We start from the raw sequence: 15677 nt of genomic DNA on the forward strand, positions 1-15677 counted from the left end.
GTGCCTCGGTCAGCGGCGGTACGGCCGCTTCGGGTGCGGCGCCAGCGAGGCCGCGCGCCGCGCCGACGCGCACCTGCCAGGCCGAATGCCGCAGCGCGGCAGCCAGTTCGGTGACATCGGCGGGCTCGGTGCCCAGTGCCGCGTACGCCGTCAGCGCGGCCGCCCGCACCAGCGGATCTGGATCGCCGAGGAGCACCCGGATCACCTCGACGCCCCCCGCGCCGATCGACGCCAGACCGTGAGCGACGGCGATGCGCACCTCGCGATTGACATCACCGGCGATGGAGGCCACCGCCCCGGCGTCGTCGAGCGACACCAGCGCCCGTACCGCCTCGATCCGCACCCGATGATCGGGATCACCGAGCGCCGCACGGTATTCCGTCGCCGTGCCCGCGCGCAACGCCCGCAGCAGATCGACCACCGTCGCCCGCACCAGCGGATCGGGGGAGCCGAGATGCCCGGCCAGCGCGCCCGCGCCCGGCAGCACCTCCACCAGTTCGCGCAAACTCTCGATGGCGGCCCGGCGCACCGACGCGGCCTCGTCGCCGAGTGCCCGCACCAGTTCGTCGGCGAATCCGTCCGGGGTGTTCTCGGTGAGCACCGACAGCGCCGCTACCCGCACCACCGGATCCGGATCGCCGAGATAGCTCGACACGTCGTCGACCGCAGGGGAATCCAGCGCGAGCAGGGTGACCAGCCGGGGGGAGGACGGCGAGGCGGCGACCGGCTGACTGCGCGTCGGCGCGTCGTGCTGCGGCGCCCGGGTGCCGACCAGCTCGGGCTGGGCGATCACCTCGACGATCGGCACGGCCGAGGGCACCTCGTCGAGTCCGGGCACGGGAACCAGATACGGCGCGACCGACCGCTTCACGAACTCCATCTCGCCCGCCGCGGTCTTGCGCAGGTTCAGGTGGAAGTTCCACGATTCGTCGTCGCGCTCGGGCAGATCGGCCCGGTCGTGATAGAGCCCCCAGCGGGATTCGGTGCGGGTCAGCGAACTGCGCGCCGCCATCTCCGCGCAATCCCGGATGAACGAGACCTCGGCGGCCCGCATCAGCTCGTGCGGTGTGCGCGCGCCGATGCCCTCGACCTCGCCGCGCATCCGCGCGAAGGTCTCCACCGCGATCGACAGCTTGGCCGCGGTCTTCGGGGGTGCCACATAGTCGTTCACGAAACGCCGCAGCTTGTATTCGACCTGCGGCTGCGGCGGGCCCTCCGGCTGCCGCAGGGGCCGGTAGACGAGTTCGTGCGCGTCGGCCAGCTGGTCCTCGGGCAGGTCGGTGGGCGCCGCGACCTCGGTCAGCGTCGACGCCGCGTGCGCGCCGGCGAGATCGCCGTAGACGAACGCGCCGATCATGTAGTTGTGCGGCACGCACGCCAGATCACCCGCCGCGTACAGGCCGGGCACCGTGGTGCGCGCGTTCTCGTCCACCCAGACACCCGAGGCGGAATGCCCACCGCACAAGCCGATCTCGGAGATGTGCATCTCGATGTCGTGGGTGCGGTAGTCGTGGCCGCGATTGGCGTGGAAGGTGCCGCGGGTGGGTCGCTCGGTGGTGTGCAGGATGGATTCGAGGGTGGACAGCGTCTCGTCGGGCAGGTGCGAGACCTTCAGATAGATGGGCCCGCGCGCGGATTCGATCTCCCGCTTCACCTCGGCCATCATCTGCCCCGACCAGTAGTCGGAGTCGACGAACCGCTCGCCCTCGGCATTGACCTGGTAGCCGCCGAAGGGGTTCGCGACATAGGCGCAGGCGGGACCGTTGGAGTCCTTGATCAGCGGGTTGATCTGGAAGCATTCGATGCCCGACAGCTCGGCGCCGGCGTGATAGGCCATCGCGTAGCCGTCCCCGGCGTTGGTGGGGTTCTCGTAGGTGCCGTAGAGGTACCCCGAGGCAGGCAAGCCGAGGCGGCCGCACGGACCGGTCGCCAGGATGACCGCCTTCGCGCCGACGGCGACGAATTCGCCGGTGCGCGTGTTCAGCGCGGCCGCCCCCACCGCCCGCCCGTTCTCGGTGAGCACCCGCACCGGCATCAGCCGGTTCTCGATCCGGATCTTCTCGCGCATCGTGCGCTGGCGCAGCACGCGATACAGGGCCTTCTTCACATCCTTGCCCTCGGGCATCGGCAGCACGTAGGACCCGGACCGATGCACCCGGCGCACCGCGTACTCGCCGTATTCGTCCTTCTCGAACTTCACGCCGTAGCGTTCGAGCCGCTGCACCATGGCGAAGCCACGGGTCGCGGTCTGATACACGGTGCGCTGGTCGACGATGCCGTCGTTGGCCCGGGTGATCTCGGCGACGTAGTCCTCCGGTTCGGCCTTGCCCGGGATGACGGCGTTGTTGACCCCGTCCATACCCATGGCGAGCGCGCCGGAGTGCCGCACGTGCGCCTTCTCCAGCAGCAGCACGTTCGCCCCGGACTCCGCGGCGGTGAGCGCGGCCATGGTGCCCGCGGTGCCGCCGCCGACGACCAGGACGTCACAGTCGAGCCGGACGCGATCGGACAGGTCGGGAATGTTCACAGTGACTCCAGGATTCGGTCCCGTAGCGCCTGCCGGTCCACCGGCTCACGCGGGTCGGGCACCTCGACGAGCGCGCGCAGCGCACCGTCGCCGAGGACGGCGATCCGGTCGCCGAGCAGCAGGGCTTCGTCGAGGTCGTGGGTGACGAAAACGATGGTGGTGGGATGCGCGCGCCAGGTGTCGACGAGCAGGCGCTGCATCTCCGCGCGAGTCTGGCTGTCGAGCGCGCCGAACGGCTCGTCCATCAGCACCGCGCGCGGCGAGCCGGCCAGGCTGCGGGCCAGCTGCACCCGCTGGCGCATGCCGCCGGACAGGTCGCGCGGCAGGTAGTCGGCGTAGCCGGTGAGCCCGACCTCGTCGAGCCAGCGCTGCGAGCGGATCGCGCGCTCACCGCGCCCCACGCCCCGAAGCCGCAGGGCCAGTTCGACATTGGCGCGTGCGGTGCGCCACGGCAGCAGCGCGTCGTCCTGGAACACCAGCGCGCGATCGGCCGAGGGACCGGTGACGGTGTCCGCGTCGGCCAGGATGACGCCGCTGCTGGGACGGCGCAGCCCCGCGATCGCGCGCAGCAGTGTCGACTTGCCGCAGCCGGATTTGCCGACCAGGACCAGGATCTCGCCGGGCGCGATGTCGAGATCGATGCCGCGCACGACGGTCTTGGCGCCGTAGCTGATCCGCACCGATTCCAGGCTCAGCCGCATGCCGACCGAGACGGCGGGCGCGGCGGTGGTCGTGGTCATGACGCGACCTCTCTCGGCAGCCAGCGGGTGACCCGGCGGCCTGCCAGTTCGACGATTCCGGAGGTGAGGAAGCCGAGCACGCCGATGGTGATCATGCCGACGAACACGGCGGGGTAGTCGACGATGGTGTAGGACTGCCAGGTCCGGTAGCCGATGCCGAGCCGTCCGGAGATCATCTCGGCGGAGATGAGGCAGATCCAGGCCACGCCCATGCCCACCGAGAGGCCGCTGAACACCCCGGGCAGGATGCCGGGTACGACGACCCTGGTCAGCACCTCGCGCCGAGATGCGCCGAGGGTGCGGATCGCGTCCTCCCAGATGGTCGGCAGCGCCCGGGTGGCGTGGCGGGTGCTCACCAGCACCGGGAACAGCGACGCGGTGAAGGTGATGAACACGATGCCGGACTCGTCGCTGGGGAACAGCAGGATCGCCACCGGCACCAGCGCAATGGCCGGGATCGGGCGCACGAGTTCGGCCAGCGGACCGAAGACATCGGCCAGCAGCCGTGAGCGGCCCAGGCCGATGCCGGCCAGCACGCCGACCACCGCGGCCAGCCCGAATCCGGTGACGATGCGGATCAGCGACTGCGCGACATCGAGGTAGTACTGCCCGGTGCCGAGGTGCTCGCCGAACTCGGCCACGATCTCGGTCACCGTCGGCAGCGTGTCGAAGCGCAGGCCCGCGCGGACATCGCCCGCGGTGAGCAGCTGCCACAAGCCGATCGCCGCCAGCACCGAGGCGACCCGGATCGTCCGCGAGATCCACACCGATCGGCCGGTGGTGGCGTCGATGTCGTCCTGATGCCGGGGCGCGGCACCGGCCGCCAGGACGGTGTCGTCACCGGCGGCCGCGACGAGCGGCCCGGAAACCGCACTCATCCGCGGACTTCCGTCACGGCCTGGTCGTAGGCGATCGGCGCGGCGGCGGGATGGGCGGCGCGATAGCGGTCGGCGGCGGCCTGCGTGGTGAACGGCAGGTACCGGTCGCCGTCGCGCAGCCAGATCGCCTTGTCGGCGAACCAGCGGGTGCCCAGTTCGGCGTCGGGGAGGTAGACCGCCCGGATTCTCTTGCCCTGGGCCTTGGCGGCCTGCACCGCTCGCAGCAGGCAGGCAGGGTTGGCGGCGGGCTGCGGCTTGTCCGCGCCGTCGACCCAGATCTCCCCGGCCAGCGCCGGATCGGTCACGGGCACCGCGCAGATCGGGTCGGTCCCGGTGATCTTGCTCGGGTTCACCCGCGACGCCAGGGCGGTGTCGTAGTCGCCGCGCCCGGTCTCGGCGAAGGCCTTGCGCAGCGGTCCGTCCTGGACGAACGCGTCGATATCGAGGTCGGCGAAATCGCCGATCGACTTCAGATACGTCACATCGTCTTTGAACGCGGCGACGAGGTCGGCCTTGAGAGTGGTGTCGAAACTGGTACCGCCGGGGCCGTTGTAGAGATAGACGACCTCCTGCGGCAGACCCGAGCCCTTCGCGACGAGATCGGCTGCCTCGAACGGCTTCTCGTTGAGGAACGCGGTCGCGTCCAGCTGCGCGGCCAGGAAGGCCTGAAGCACCTCGGGGTGGTCGGCGGCGTAGGCGCGGCGGGCGACCACGCCGTGGAAGGTGGGCACGTTCAGCTCGGCGCCGTCGTAGAGCAGCTTGGCCTTGTTCTGCTGCACCAGCAGACCCGGCCACGCCACGAACTGCGAGAGCGCGCCGACCTGATGCGATTCCAGCGCGGTCGCGCCGACTTGCGGCTGCTGGTTGAGCACCTCCACGCCCTCGGCCGGGTCGATACCCGCCCGGCTCAGCGCCTGCACCAAGGTGCCGTGGCCCGCCGAACCCACACTGGCCGAGATCTTCTGGCCCGCCAGATCGGTGAGCGAGCGTGCCGGTGAATCATTCGGCACCACCACCATGTTCAGCGCGCCCTTGGGGTGGTAGCCGGTGATCGACACCAGCTCGGTGCGGGCGCGCTCGTTGGCCTGGGTGCGGGAACCGTTGATGAGCAACGGGTAGTCGCCCATCGAGCCGATATCGATCTTCTCGGCCACCATCTGCGCGGTGATCGGCGCGCCGGTGTCGTAGTCCTGCCACTCCACCTGGTACTTCGCGCCACCGGCGTCGGTGATCTTCTGCAACCGCTGCTCCAGGTAGCCCTGCGCCACGAGCAGGGTGCCCGCGGTGACGGTGTTGATGGTCTTGGACTGGTACCCGACGACGACCTTGACGGTGCCCGCCGGTGCGGCGTCGGTGCTTTCGAGCGAGCAGCCCGTCGCGGTGAGCGCGAGCGCGAGCGCGGCGGGGACGAGATGAGTGATCTTCATGCGTGGATTTCCCGGGTTCAGCGGAGCAGATAGGGCATGTTGACGGTGACGGCGCCGGTCGGGCAGCGGGCCGCGCACGGCCCGCAGTACCAGCATTCGTCGACGTGCATGTAGGCCTTGCCCGAATCCTCGTGAATGGCAAGGGAATCGAGTGGACACATGTCGACGCACAAGGTGCAGCCGGTGATGCACAGCGATTCGTCGATCGTCACGGNTCGTGAATGGCAAGGGAATCGAGTGGACACATGTCGACGCACAAGGTGCAGCCGGTGATGCACAGCGATTCGTCGATCGTCACGGGGACGTCGGCACGCTGGGGGACGAGTGCCATCTAGAGGACCTTCCATTCGGGTGCGCTGCGGGTGAGGCTGCCGCGCATGGTGATGCGGTCACCGCGCATGCGGATGTATTCGAGGTCGACGGGTCTGCCGTCGTCGAGATGGGTGAGGCGCTCGAGCATCAGCAGGGGAGCGCCGGCGGGGGTGTCGAGGGTGGTCGCGGTGTGCGGGTCGGCGGCGACCGCTTCCAGGGCGAGGTCGGCCGCGCCGAGCGACTGGCCGGTGACCTGCTCGAGCAGCACGAACACGTCGGTGGTCGCGAGATCGTTGGCCAGCACCGCGTCGCCGACGTCGGGCGCGAGGTAGGTGAGATCCAGGCTCAGCGGCAGGTCGGCGAGGAATCGCAGCCGCTCGATGTAGACGACGCGATCGCCGGGTGCCAGGCCGAGCCTGCGCGCGACGGCCGGGGGAGCGGTGATGTGAGTGGCCGCGCGTACCTCGTTGCGGACGGTGCCGTGCTCCGTGAGCGTCTCCTGCAGGCCGAGCAGGGCGTCGAGGCCGTGGTCGTACTTGCGGGCGGCGACGCGGGTGCCGACCTTGGGCGCGCGATCGATGAGGCCCTCGGCACGCAGCAGGGCCAGCGCCTCGCGGATGGTGTTGCGGGAGGTGTCGTGCTCGGCGGCGAGCTCCTGCTCGCCGGGCAACGCGCCCTGCACCGCGCCGGCCAGGATCTGGTGGCGCAGGATGTCGGCCACCCGGCGCGCCCGATCGGCGCGCTGGCCTCGAATCGGAGTGGGTTCTGCGGCTGCCGTTTTCTCGCTGACCTGCATGAACAGCGACGATAGCGGCCGCTATGCGGCCCGGGGCCCGTCGTGCGTCGGGCCCGAATTCAGGGGATGTTTCTACGCCGGGTGACCGTCGTCGGGACCTGCGGCGATCGGACCACGCGGCGGCATTGCGCCACCCCGGCCGGTGCGGGCGACATTCGGATCACGTCGATCGCAATGTCGCCCGGCGGCCGGGCTCGGTCAGGGCTGACCGGGCTTGAGGAGGATGAACAGCCCGTTCGCCTCGGCGCACAGGCGCTCGCCGTCGTGCATCGTCGCGCGCAAGTACACCTTGCGGCCGTCGGTACGCTCCACCCAAGCGCGCACCGTCAGCTTCTTGTTGAGCGGGGTGATCGAGCGGTAGTCGATGGTGAGCGAGGCGGTCCGGGTGACGGCCTTGGTGTGCACCGCGGCAGTCATGCCGAGGATGTCGTCGAAGGCGACGCCGATCTGCCCGCCGTGCGCGGCGTTGTTGCCGCCCAGGTGGAAGGTCCGGAAGGTCAGCTCGGCGGTGACACCGTCGACGTCGGCGCTGGCCACCGTGTACGGCGGCAGCGTGATGTTGCCGCGCGAGGGCAGGTCGGTGCGGGTCCAGGTCGGTGCCGACCACTCGTCTACGACCGCGGCGTCCAGGCGCGCGTTGAGCTGCTCGAGCGTCGCGATGGTCTCCTTGGCCAGCTCGTCGGACGGGTTCAGCAGGCGCGCGCGGTCCATCAACTCGCGCACCTGTTCGATCAGTTCGCCGTAGTGCGGGCCGCCGATGGTGTGGTCCTGCTTCGCTTGCCTGCGCTGCTGGATCAGCTCGGCGACCGGCCGGAACCCGCCCTCGTGGTGCTCTGCGTCCGGCAGCGAGTTGCCGACCTGTGTATCGTCCATATGCAACACGTTATCGCTGCGGAGCTGGATGTTCGCGTCCGGTGTCCCACTTGTGTCCGTGCTCGTGACACGGCTCACCGCCGCGGGTGCGCCTCTATTAGGCTGGTCGGCGATCACCGAGCAGGTCTGTACGTACCGAGAGTCGGCGCGCCCGGGTGGTGCCCGGCGGATGAACGGCGAAAGGCTGAGCGCATGGGTATCGCGGCGGTAGTGTTCGACATGGACGGCGTGCTGATCGATTCCGAACCCATCTGGGAACAGGTCCGGCGCGACTACGTCGAACTCAAAGGTGGCCGGTGGCAACCGGATTCGCAACGCAAGATGATGGGCATGAGTACCCAGGAATGGGCCGCCTATATGAGCGACGATCTCGGGGTCGCCATGCCGCTCGACGACATCTCGACCAAGATCATCGATCTGATGGCCGACCAGTACGCCCACCACGTGCCGTTGCTGCCGGGCGCGGTCGAGGCGGTGCAGCGGTGCGCGAGCCAGTGGAAACTGGGTCTGGCCAGTTCGTCGCCGCGCTCGCTGATCGACTTGGTGCTGGCGAAGTCCGGTCTGCTCGAGTACTTCTCCGCGATCCTGTCGACCGAGGAGGTCGGCCGGGGTAAGCCCGCGCCCGATGTCTACCTCACCATCGCCCAGCGGCTCGGGGTCGACCCGAACAGCTGTACCGCCGTAGAGGATTCGACCAACGGCCTGCGCTCGGCCCACGCGGCGGGCATGCGGGTCGTCGCCGACCCCCGCCCGGAGTTCCCGCCGGTTCCCGACGCGCTGGCGCTGGCCGCCGTGGTCATCGACGACCTCGATCAGCTGACCACCGAGGTGATCACCGGGACCGCCTGAGGCGGTCAGAAGCTGCCGGTCACGCCGTCGATCCGCTCCCGCAGCAGGTCGGCGTGGCCGTTGTGCCGGGCGTACTCCTCGATCATGTGCAGATACACCCAGCGCAGGGTGTAGCCGTCGGACCGCCACGGGACGTGGAAGACATGGTCGAGCGGCAGAGCGGCGACCGCCGCGTCACAGGCGGCGATCTCGGCGTGGAAGACCGCGAACGCCTCCGCGGCGGGCAGCGAGGTGAGGTCGTCGAAATCGGCGTCCGGTTCGGTCTCGGACCCGTAGACCGGTTCGAGGGACTCCCCGGCGGCCGAAACCCGGAACCAGCCGCGCTCGACCTCGGTGAGGTGCCGGATCAGTCCCAGCAGCGACAGCGTGGACGGCGGCACCGAGCGGATCGCGAGCTGGTCGCCGTCGAGGCCGCCGCACTTGTTGAGCAGGCTCTGGCGATGGAAGTCCAACCAGGACTGCAACATCGGGCGTTCGTCCACCCCGACCAGCGTGCGCGTCGGGACGACTTCGGGCGCTGTCCACGTCATCTCGGTGACGGTACCGGCCGCTGTGGCGACGCGCAGGCCGATGACCGGTCGCCGGGTCCCGATTCCGCGCTACCCCTGGTCCGGCCCTGCCTCCATCCGGCACACTGGCCGGATGGAGGCCCAGCGTGACGAATCGCCGGAGGTCGTGGTCCACCTCGGCGACGGCTTGGATGCGCCACGGGCCGTCGACCCGGCCGATCCCGGCACCGCCGCGACCGACCCGGCCCCCGATCATCCGTTCCTGCTGCTGACGCGCACCGCGACCGAGCGGCTCCAGGCCAGGTTCCTCGACGACGGCACCTACGAGGTCGAGCACACCGACGGCACCGACCGCCGCCAGTTGTTCACCACCGACGCCCTGCTGGTGCGCGATGTCGTCTGGTCCTGGGTCCAGCGGGACCGCTGGTGGTACGACACCGTCGCCTGGACCACCGTCGATCCGGCGATCGCCGAATTGGACGCGCTGCGCGCCGAACTGTCCGAGATGCTCGACGGGATCTCGGTGCTGGACGCGGTCACCGACGATCTCGACCGCGCGCTGGCCAGGGCCGACGAACTTCTCGCCGCCGACCCCGACCTCGACTCGGACTAGTCGGCTTCGCCCTCGCACCAGTCGTCGAAGGCGTCGAACACGGGCTCGGCCACGGCCGGGACGTAATCCTCGACGGCGTCCTCGATCGGGTCCCAGACCCGATCGCAGCCGGATGGGGCGGGCGGCCACGATTCGATGTACTCGACCAGGGGCGATTTCGGCGGTTCGGTGTCCTCGGCGCCGGCGATGCCCGCGGCCGCCAAGGTCAGGGCCGCGGTGGCTCCCGCGGTGGCGACGATCCGGTACCCGATCCTCATGACATCCTCCTGTCGGTTCCGACATGCGATGTCTCGCGATCGTAACCGCCGGGGGTGGGTCGTGTCAGCGGGCGCGGGCGCTCCAGCGGCCCTCGTCGTAGCGCACTTCGATGGGGTGGTCGAAGGCGGTGGAGACGTGGTCGGTGGTGATGACCCGGTCGGCGGGGCCGGTGGCGACGGTGCGCCCGTCGGCGATGAGCAAGGCGTGGGTGGTACTGCTCGGCAGTTCCTCGAGATGGTGGGTGACCAGCACCGAGGCGACCTCGGGGTGGGTGCGGTCGAGGGAGTCGATGGTGGTGAGGAGCTGTTCGCGGGCGGCCAGGTCCAGGCCGGTGGACGGTTCGTCGAGCAGCAGCACGCGGGGACCGCTGATCAGGGCGCGGGCGATGAGGGTGCGGCCGCGTTCGCCCTGCGACAGGGTCGGCCAGACCTCGCCGGCCTTGCCGGTCAGGCCGAGGGTGTCGATGATCGCGTCGGCGCGGGCCAGGTCGTCGGCGGTCGGCGACCAGCGCATCGGGGTGTCGATGGTGCCGGTGATGCCGGTCAGCACCACCTCGCGGACGGTGAGCGCGTACCGCAGGGGATGGCGCGGATCGACGTGCCCGATCGAGCGGCGCAGCCGGGCGAGTTCCACCCGGCCGAACTGCTCGCCGAGCACTCGCACCGTGCCGGTGGTGGGGAAGGTGACCGCGCCGCAGAAGCCGAGCAGGGTGCTCTTGCCTGCCCCGTTGGGCCCGAGCAAGGCCCAGTGCTCGCCGGCCCGCACGGTCAGGGAGATGCCGTTGATGATCTTCTTGCCCGCCCGCCGGAAGGTCACCCCGTCGAGTTCGATCACGGGCGCGCCGGTCATGCGAAAGCCTTCTTCAGGGCGGACAGGTGGGTGCGGCTGAATGCGGCCGCCGCCGTGGGGTTCCGGTCGGCGACGGCCTGGGCGAGTTGTTCGTGCGCGGCGTGGTCGGCCTGCTCGGAGGCGACGGGACGCAACTCGAGCATGTCGATCATGGCCAGGCGCAGGCGGGGCAAAAAGCTGTCGAACAGCTGGGTCAGCACGTCGTTGTGGGCGGCGACGATGACCGCGCGATGGAAGGCCATATCGGCGTCGACGTGCTCGGCCACGGTCTGGCCGTCGGCCCGGCGACCGGCCAGGGCCCGGCGGATGGCGCGCACGTCGGCGGGGGTGCGTCGCTGTGCCGCCAGCGCGGCCGCCTCGGCCTCGATCGCGATGCGCGCCTCGATCACCGCCGCGATGGTGGCGCCGCGCAGCACGACGTCCCAGTCCTCGCTCACGTCGAGCGCGGTGACGAACACCCCCGCGCCCTGTCTGCTGTCGAGCACGCCTTTGCCCGCCAGCTCCCGGATAGCCTCGCGCAGGGTGGACCGGCCGACGCCCAGCTGGGCGGCCAGCAGCGTCTCACCCGGTAATCGGTGCCCCAGCGGCCACTCGCCGGCGCGGATGCGCGCGAGCAGGAGTTCGGCCGCCTGAGCGGCCAGGGGCTGACGCCTGACCTGTGCAACCACCGAAAAACCTCTCTACTTGTCTGAGGAGTTGTGGTAGAAGTGTACCCATCATGACCTACACCGCGCTTCTCCTCCGCCGCCACGGCGGGGCCTGACCGACCGGCCGCCCCGCCGTGGGGCTCTGTCGTGGCCGGTCGCCGTCGTCTCGTGGCCCCCGCGGCCAGGAAGCAGAACCGTCATGACCCCCTTTCCCACCCTGATCACCCCCACCGGCGCCGTCGGCACCGACGCGCCCGCGTGGAACCGGCAGCGCCACTCGGCCATGCCGTCGCATCGCTACCGCGATGTCCACCGGCGCGTGGACGTGCCCGCCGGAGAACGGGACTGGCCGGATGCCAGGATCACCACCGCCCCGCTGTGGGTGCCCGTCGACCTGCGCGACGGCAATCAGGCGCTGGCCGAACCGATGGATCCCGACCGCAAGCGCCGGTTCTTCGAACTGCTGGTCGCGATGGGGTACAAGGAGATCGAGGTCGGCTATCCCTCCGCCTCGCAGACCGACTTCGACTTCGTCCGGTTGCTGGCGCGCACCCCGATCGCGCCGCCGGACGTGACCGTCGTCGTGTTCACCCCGGCCCGCCGCGACCTGATCGCGCGGACCGTCGAGTCGGTGCGCGGGATCGCCAACGAGGTGGTCATCCACCTGTACACCGCCACCGCGCCGGTCTGGCGGGAGGTCGTGCTGGGCAAGGATCGCGAGCAGTTGCGGGAGCTGATCCTGGCCGGTGCGCGCGAGGTGCTCGACACGGCGGGTGAGCTGCCGAACGTGCGATTCCAGTTCTCGCCCGAGGTGTTCAACCTGACCGAACCGGACTTCGCGCTCGAGATCTGCGACGCGGTGACCGCGCTGTGGCAGGCCTGCCCGCAGCGGCCGGTGACCTTGAATCTGCCCGCGACGGTGGAGGTGGCGACGCCCAACGTCTACGCCGACCAGATCGAGTACATGCACCGCCACCTGGCCCGTCGCGACGGGGTGATCCTGTCGGTGCACCCGCACAACGACCGGGGAACCGGCATCGCCTGTGCCGAGCTGGCGGTGCTGGCCGGCGCCCAGCGGGTGGAGGGCTGCGTCTTCGGCAACGGCGAGCGCACCGGCAATGTCGACATCGCGACCTTGGCGCTCAACCTGCACGCCCAGGGCGTCGACCCGATGATCGACTTCTCCGACATCGACGAGATCCGCCGCACGGTGGAGTACTGCACCCGGTTGCCCGTGCCCGAACGGCATCCCTACGTCGGCGATCTCGTCCACACCGCGTTCTCGGGTACCCATCAGGACGCGATCCGGAAGGGGATGGCCCATCATCGCGAGGCGGCGGCGCGCGCCGGTGTCGCCGAGCGTGAACTGCCCTGGCAGGTGCCGTATCTGCCGATCGACCCCGCCGATATCGGGCGCTCCTACGACGCCGTGATCCGGGTGAACTCCCAGTCCGGCAAGGGCGGCATCGCCTACCTGCTGCACACCGAGTACGGGCTGGACCTGCCGCGCCGCCTGCAGATCGACCTGGCCCGCCGGGTGCAGGTGCGCACCGACGACACCGGCACCGAGGTCACCGCGAAGGAACTGTTCACCCTGTTCGAGCGGGCCTATACGGTGGCGGATCCGCGCATCGTGCTGACGCGGTGGCGCATCGTCGAGGAGACCACCGAGATCGTGCTCGACATCGACGGACGCGAACTGCGCTCGGTGCACCACGGCATCGGCCCGGTCGACGCGGTCACCACGGCACTCGCCGCCGCGGGTCACCCGGTCGAGATCCTGGGCCTGACACAGCATTCCGTGGCCGAGGGCGCCGACAGCGCCGCGGTCGGCTACCTCGAATACCGGGTTGCCGGACGCACCGGCTGGGCCTTCGGGCGCAGTACCTCGGTGATCGCGGCGTCCCTGGATGCGGTGCTGAACGCGGTGAACGCGACTGCCTGACCGACGATCTCGTGGGGCGCCCGCGCCCCACGAGATCTCGGCGTCAGCACCAGCCGGTGAGGTACATCAGGCCGAGGCTGGCGATGCCCAGGATCAGGCCCAGCGCGCCACCGAGGACTAGGGGCCGCACGCCCGCGCTGCGCAGCCGCTCGACGCTCAACGAGGTGCCGATGGCGGCCAGCACCGCGGCGATCAGCCAGCCGCTGGTGGTGGCCAGCGGCTGGGTCAGCGCGGTGGGCAGGATGCCCAGCCCGGCGACGATCGAGGCCGCCAGGAACAGCACCACGAACAGCGGGAACGCCTGGCGCAGCGAACCCGCGGGGGCGCCGGTCTCCGCGGTCAGACGGCGGCGGCCGACGTGCAGGCCGATACACAGCGGGACGATCGCGAGACTGCGCACCAGCTTCACGATGACCGCGAAGTGCGCGGCGCCCGCGCCGAAGATGACCCCGGCGGCCAGCACCGAGGAGGTGTCGTTGATCGCGGTGCCCACCCACAGGCCGAACGCCTCCTGCGACAGGCCGAGCGCGCGCCCTAGCGGCGGATACACCAGCACCGCGGCGACATTGAAGACGAAGATGGTGCCGAGGGCGTAGGCGACGCGCTGCTTGTCCGGCCGCAGTACCGCGGTGGCGGCGGCGATCGCGGACGCACCGCAGATCGTGGTGCCCACCGCCACCAGCGTCGCCGATTCCCGGTCCACCGCCAGCATCCGGCCGACGAAGAACGCCGCCACCCCGCCGACGAGCAGTGTGCCGAGCAGCACGACGGCCGTCTCCTTGCCCACACTCATCACCGACCCCAGCGGCAGCCCGAGCCCGAGCAGCACGATCGCCGCGCCGAGCAGCCGCTGCCGGGCGAGGTCGAGGCCCGGGCCGAACGTCTCGCCCGTCGCGTCCCGACGGCGCAACACCATCCCGGCGACGGCGCCCGCGGCCAGCGCCAGCACGGGCGCGCCGATCATCGGCAGTGCCTTACCGAAGGGCATGGCCACGGTGGCCAGGAGTGCGGCGAGGGCCAGGCCGGGAGCGATGGTACGTACTCGGTTCACTCCTCCACCTTCGCCGCGCCGAAGACTCCGAGGTAGAGGCCCGTTTCCGGGGTTCTCATAAGGCAGGCTTATGGCTGGTGGTGCGGCGGGTGTGCTTTCCTGGAGTGGTGCGGACATCGACCCGGCTCGCGCTGACCGCCGCGATCGCAGCGATGCTGTGGGGCGAGTGGGCGAACTGGCGCGCCTCGCGCAGGCGCGTCGGCTCGGCGGGCCCGGGGTCCGAGGCGGTCGTGGTGCTCGGCTACCGCGACGCGGGCCCGCGAGCCAATGCCATGAACCGGTGGCGGGTGCGCGCGGGCCTGCGCTCGCTCGATCCGGCGGCGACCGAATCCCGGCTGGTCCTGTGCGGCGGTGCCTGCGCGGGTCCGGTGTCCGAGGCGGCGCTGATGGCCGCCTACGCCACGGACGCGCGCGGCTATCGCGGTGAGATCGTGCTCGAGGAATCGAGCCGATCCACTTGGGAGAACATCGCTTTCGCGATTCCTTACCTCAAGGACGTCGACCGGATCAAGATCGTCTCCCTGCCCACCCACGCCGCGACCGGTCGTGACTATCTGGCGGAACAGAGCCCGGAACTTGCCGTGCGACTGGTGCCGGGGCGAGAGTACCGATTCGGGGAGTGGATGCCGCTGAAACCGGTGATCGCGCTCTACGGGGTGGTCAAGGACCTGCGTGGCCGATACGCGGCCGAACACGACGACGACAGTGCCTGATGCGGCGCCGCGGCGCGCGTCGCCCATAATCGGCGCATGACCCTGCCCCCTGGAACCCCCGACCTGGAGGTCCTCGACCTCCTCGTGTCGGTGGCCGAGCTGGGCAGTCTGGGCGCGGCCGCCCGCCGCCACGGCATCAGCCAGCCCGCGGCGAGCATGCGGATCCGCGCCCTCGAACGACGGATGCGGGTCAAGCTCCTCGACCGCGGACCGACCGGCTCGGCGCTGACCGACGCCGGGCATGCGGTGGTCGAGCACGCGCGCATCGTGCTCGCCGCCGTGCGCGATCTGGTCGACGACGTCGATCGCCTGCGCGCCGCGGCCGCGCCACGATTGCGCATCGCCGCGTCGAAAACGATTGCCGACCACCGTATTCCGCACTGGTTGGCGGCGCTGCGCACCGACCATCCCGAAGTGCTGATTTCGCTGGAGGTGGAGAACTCGACCCAGGTCGCGGCGCTGGTGCGTGACGGTGTCGCCGATCTGGGATTCGTCGAGGGCCCGCATCCGCCCGCCGGGCTCGGCAGTCGCGTGCTCGGCGCCGACGACCTGGTCGTGGTGGTCGCGCCGGAGCACCCCTGGGCGCGCCGGACCACCCCGGTCGCGCTCGCCGAACTCGCCGGCACCGCCCTGCTCTGGCGCGAGCCGGGCTCTGGCACCCGCGACACCGTCTGGGACCTGCTCAGCACC

17 protein-coding genes and 1 pseudogene are annotated in these 15677 nt (G+C 70.5%); 5 read left to right on the forward strand and 13 right to left on the reverse strand.

The genetic code is table 11. From position 1 onward, the window contains the following. The 8 genes and pseudogenes from V8688_RS27035 to V8688_RS27070 form a co-directional block, all read right to left on the reverse strand. A partial coding sequence (locus V8688_RS27035) for a fumarate reductase/succinate dehydrogenase flavoprotein subunit (protein WP_342801976.1) occupies positions 1-2527 on the reverse strand: 2527 nt, incomplete at its 3' end. Next, positions 2524-3267 carry an ABC transporter ATP-binding protein gene (locus V8688_RS27040; RefSeq protein ID WP_218716301.1) on the reverse strand — a complete coding sequence of 248 codons (744 nt, stop codon included), beginning with the start codon at positions 3265-3267 and terminating at the stop codon, positions 2524-2526. The genes V8688_RS27040 and V8688_RS27035, both read right to left, overlap by 4 nt. Then, on the reverse strand, positions 3264-4145 hold the full coding sequence (locus V8688_RS27045) for an ABC transporter permease (protein ID WP_342801977.1): 882 nt from the start codon (positions 4143-4145) through the stop codon (positions 3264-3266). The genes V8688_RS27040 and V8688_RS27045 overlap by 4 nt, the downstream gene beginning before the upstream one ends. Beyond that, positions 4142-5572: an ABC transporter substrate-binding protein gene (locus V8688_RS27050; protein ID WP_342801978.1), complete on the reverse strand. Its 1431-nt coding sequence runs from the start codon at positions 5570-5572 to the stop codon at positions 4142-4144. Before V8688_RS27050 ends, V8688_RS27045 begins: the two co-directional genes overlap by 4 nt. Positions 5573-5589: 17 nt before the next feature. Continuing rightward, on the reverse strand, positions 5590-5784 hold the full coding sequence (locus V8688_RS27055; protein WP_342801979.1) for a ferredoxin family protein: 195 nt from the start codon (positions 5782-5784) through the stop codon (positions 5590-5592). Positions 5785-5789: 5 nt separating this feature from the next. After that, a pseudogene (locus V8688_RS27060) lies at positions 5790-5903 on the reverse strand (4Fe-4S ferredoxin); the annotation flags it as partial. Then, positions 5904-6680, reverse strand: a complete 777-nt coding sequence (locus tag V8688_RS27065) for a GntR family transcriptional regulator (RefSeq protein ID WP_342801980.1) — start codon at positions 6678-6680, stop codon at positions 5904-5906. Positions 6681-6878: 198 nt separating this feature from the next. After that, complete coding sequence (locus V8688_RS27070) at positions 6879-7553, reverse strand: PaaI family thioesterase (RefSeq protein ID WP_218716304.1); 675 nt, start codon at positions 7551-7553, stop codon at positions 6879-6881. 192 nt (positions 7554-7745) lie between these two features. Here V8688_RS27070 and V8688_RS27075 point away from each other — a divergent pair, with 192 nt between their 5' ends. After that, the gene (locus V8688_RS27075) at positions 7746-8402 is read left to right on the forward strand and encodes an HAD family phosphatase (RefSeq protein WP_218716305.1); all 657 of its coding nucleotides are present in this window, start codon (positions 7746-7748) and stop codon (positions 8400-8402) included. A gap of 5 nt (positions 8403-8407) precedes the next feature. Here the strand turns inward: V8688_RS27075 and V8688_RS27080 are convergent, their stop codons facing one another. Next, positions 8408-8932 carry a DinB family protein gene (locus V8688_RS27080; RefSeq protein ID WP_218716306.1) on the reverse strand — a complete coding sequence of 175 codons (525 nt, stop codon included), beginning with the start codon at positions 8930-8932 and terminating at the stop codon, positions 8408-8410. Between the two features lie 112 nt (positions 8933-9044). Here V8688_RS27080 and V8688_RS27085 point away from each other — a divergent pair, with 112 nt between their 5' ends. Further along, a complete protein-coding gene (locus V8688_RS27085; protein ID WP_218716307.1) occupies positions 9045-9524 on the forward strand; it encodes a hypothetical protein in 480 nt (159 codons plus the stop codon). On the opposite strand, the gene V8688_RS27090 is transcribed toward V8688_RS27085, so the two are convergent. From V8688_RS27090 to V8688_RS27100, 3 genes are all read right to left on the reverse strand, one after another. Then, positions 9521-9781, reverse strand: a complete 261-nt coding sequence (locus V8688_RS27090) for a hypothetical protein (protein ID WP_218716308.1) — start codon at positions 9779-9781, stop codon at positions 9521-9523. The two genes, V8688_RS27085 and V8688_RS27090, sit on opposite strands and share 4 nt — an antisense overlap. 64 nt (positions 9782-9845) lie before the next feature. Beyond that, the gene (locus V8688_RS27095; RefSeq protein WP_218716309.1) at positions 9846-10631 is read right to left on the reverse strand and encodes an ATP-binding cassette domain-containing protein; all 786 of its coding nucleotides are present in this window, start codon (positions 10629-10631) and stop codon (positions 9846-9848) included. After that, positions 10628-11299, reverse strand: a complete 672-nt coding sequence (locus V8688_RS27100; RefSeq protein WP_218716310.1) for an FCD domain-containing protein — start codon at positions 11297-11299, stop codon at positions 10628-10630. Before V8688_RS27100 ends, V8688_RS27095 begins: the two co-directional genes overlap by 4 nt. A gap of 262 nt (positions 11300-11561) precedes the next feature. On the opposite strand from V8688_RS27100, the gene V8688_RS27105 reads away from it, so the two are divergent. Then, positions 11562-13223 (forward strand): 2-isopropylmalate synthase, encoded by a 1662-nt coding sequence (locus tag V8688_RS27105; RefSeq protein ID WP_255586800.1) that lies wholly within the window; start codon positions 11562-11564, stop codon positions 13221-13223. Between the two features lie 43 nt (positions 13224-13266). Here V8688_RS27105 and V8688_RS27110 read toward each other — a convergent pair whose 3' ends face one another. After that, positions 13267-14274 (reverse strand): putative sulfate exporter family transporter, encoded by a 1008-nt coding sequence (locus V8688_RS27110; protein WP_218716312.1) that lies wholly within the window; start codon positions 14272-14274, stop codon positions 13267-13269. Between the two features lie 107 nt (positions 14275-14381). Between V8688_RS27110 and V8688_RS27115 the strand changes: the two genes are divergently transcribed. After that, positions 14382-14987, forward strand: a complete 606-nt coding sequence (locus V8688_RS27115) for a YdcF family protein (RefSeq protein ID WP_308248349.1) — start codon at positions 14382-14384, stop codon at positions 14985-14987. A gap of 36 nt (positions 14988-15023) precedes the next feature. Next, on the forward strand, positions 15024-15677 hold a 654-nt coding region (locus V8688_RS27120; RefSeq protein ID WP_342801981.1), incomplete at its 3' end, for a LysR substrate-binding domain-containing protein.

The sequence above is a fragment of the Nocardia sp. No.11 genome, assembly GCF_038752175.1.
Classification (GTDB): Bacteria; Actinomycetota; Actinomycetes; order Mycobacteriales; family Mycobacteriaceae; genus Nocardia; species Nocardia canadensis.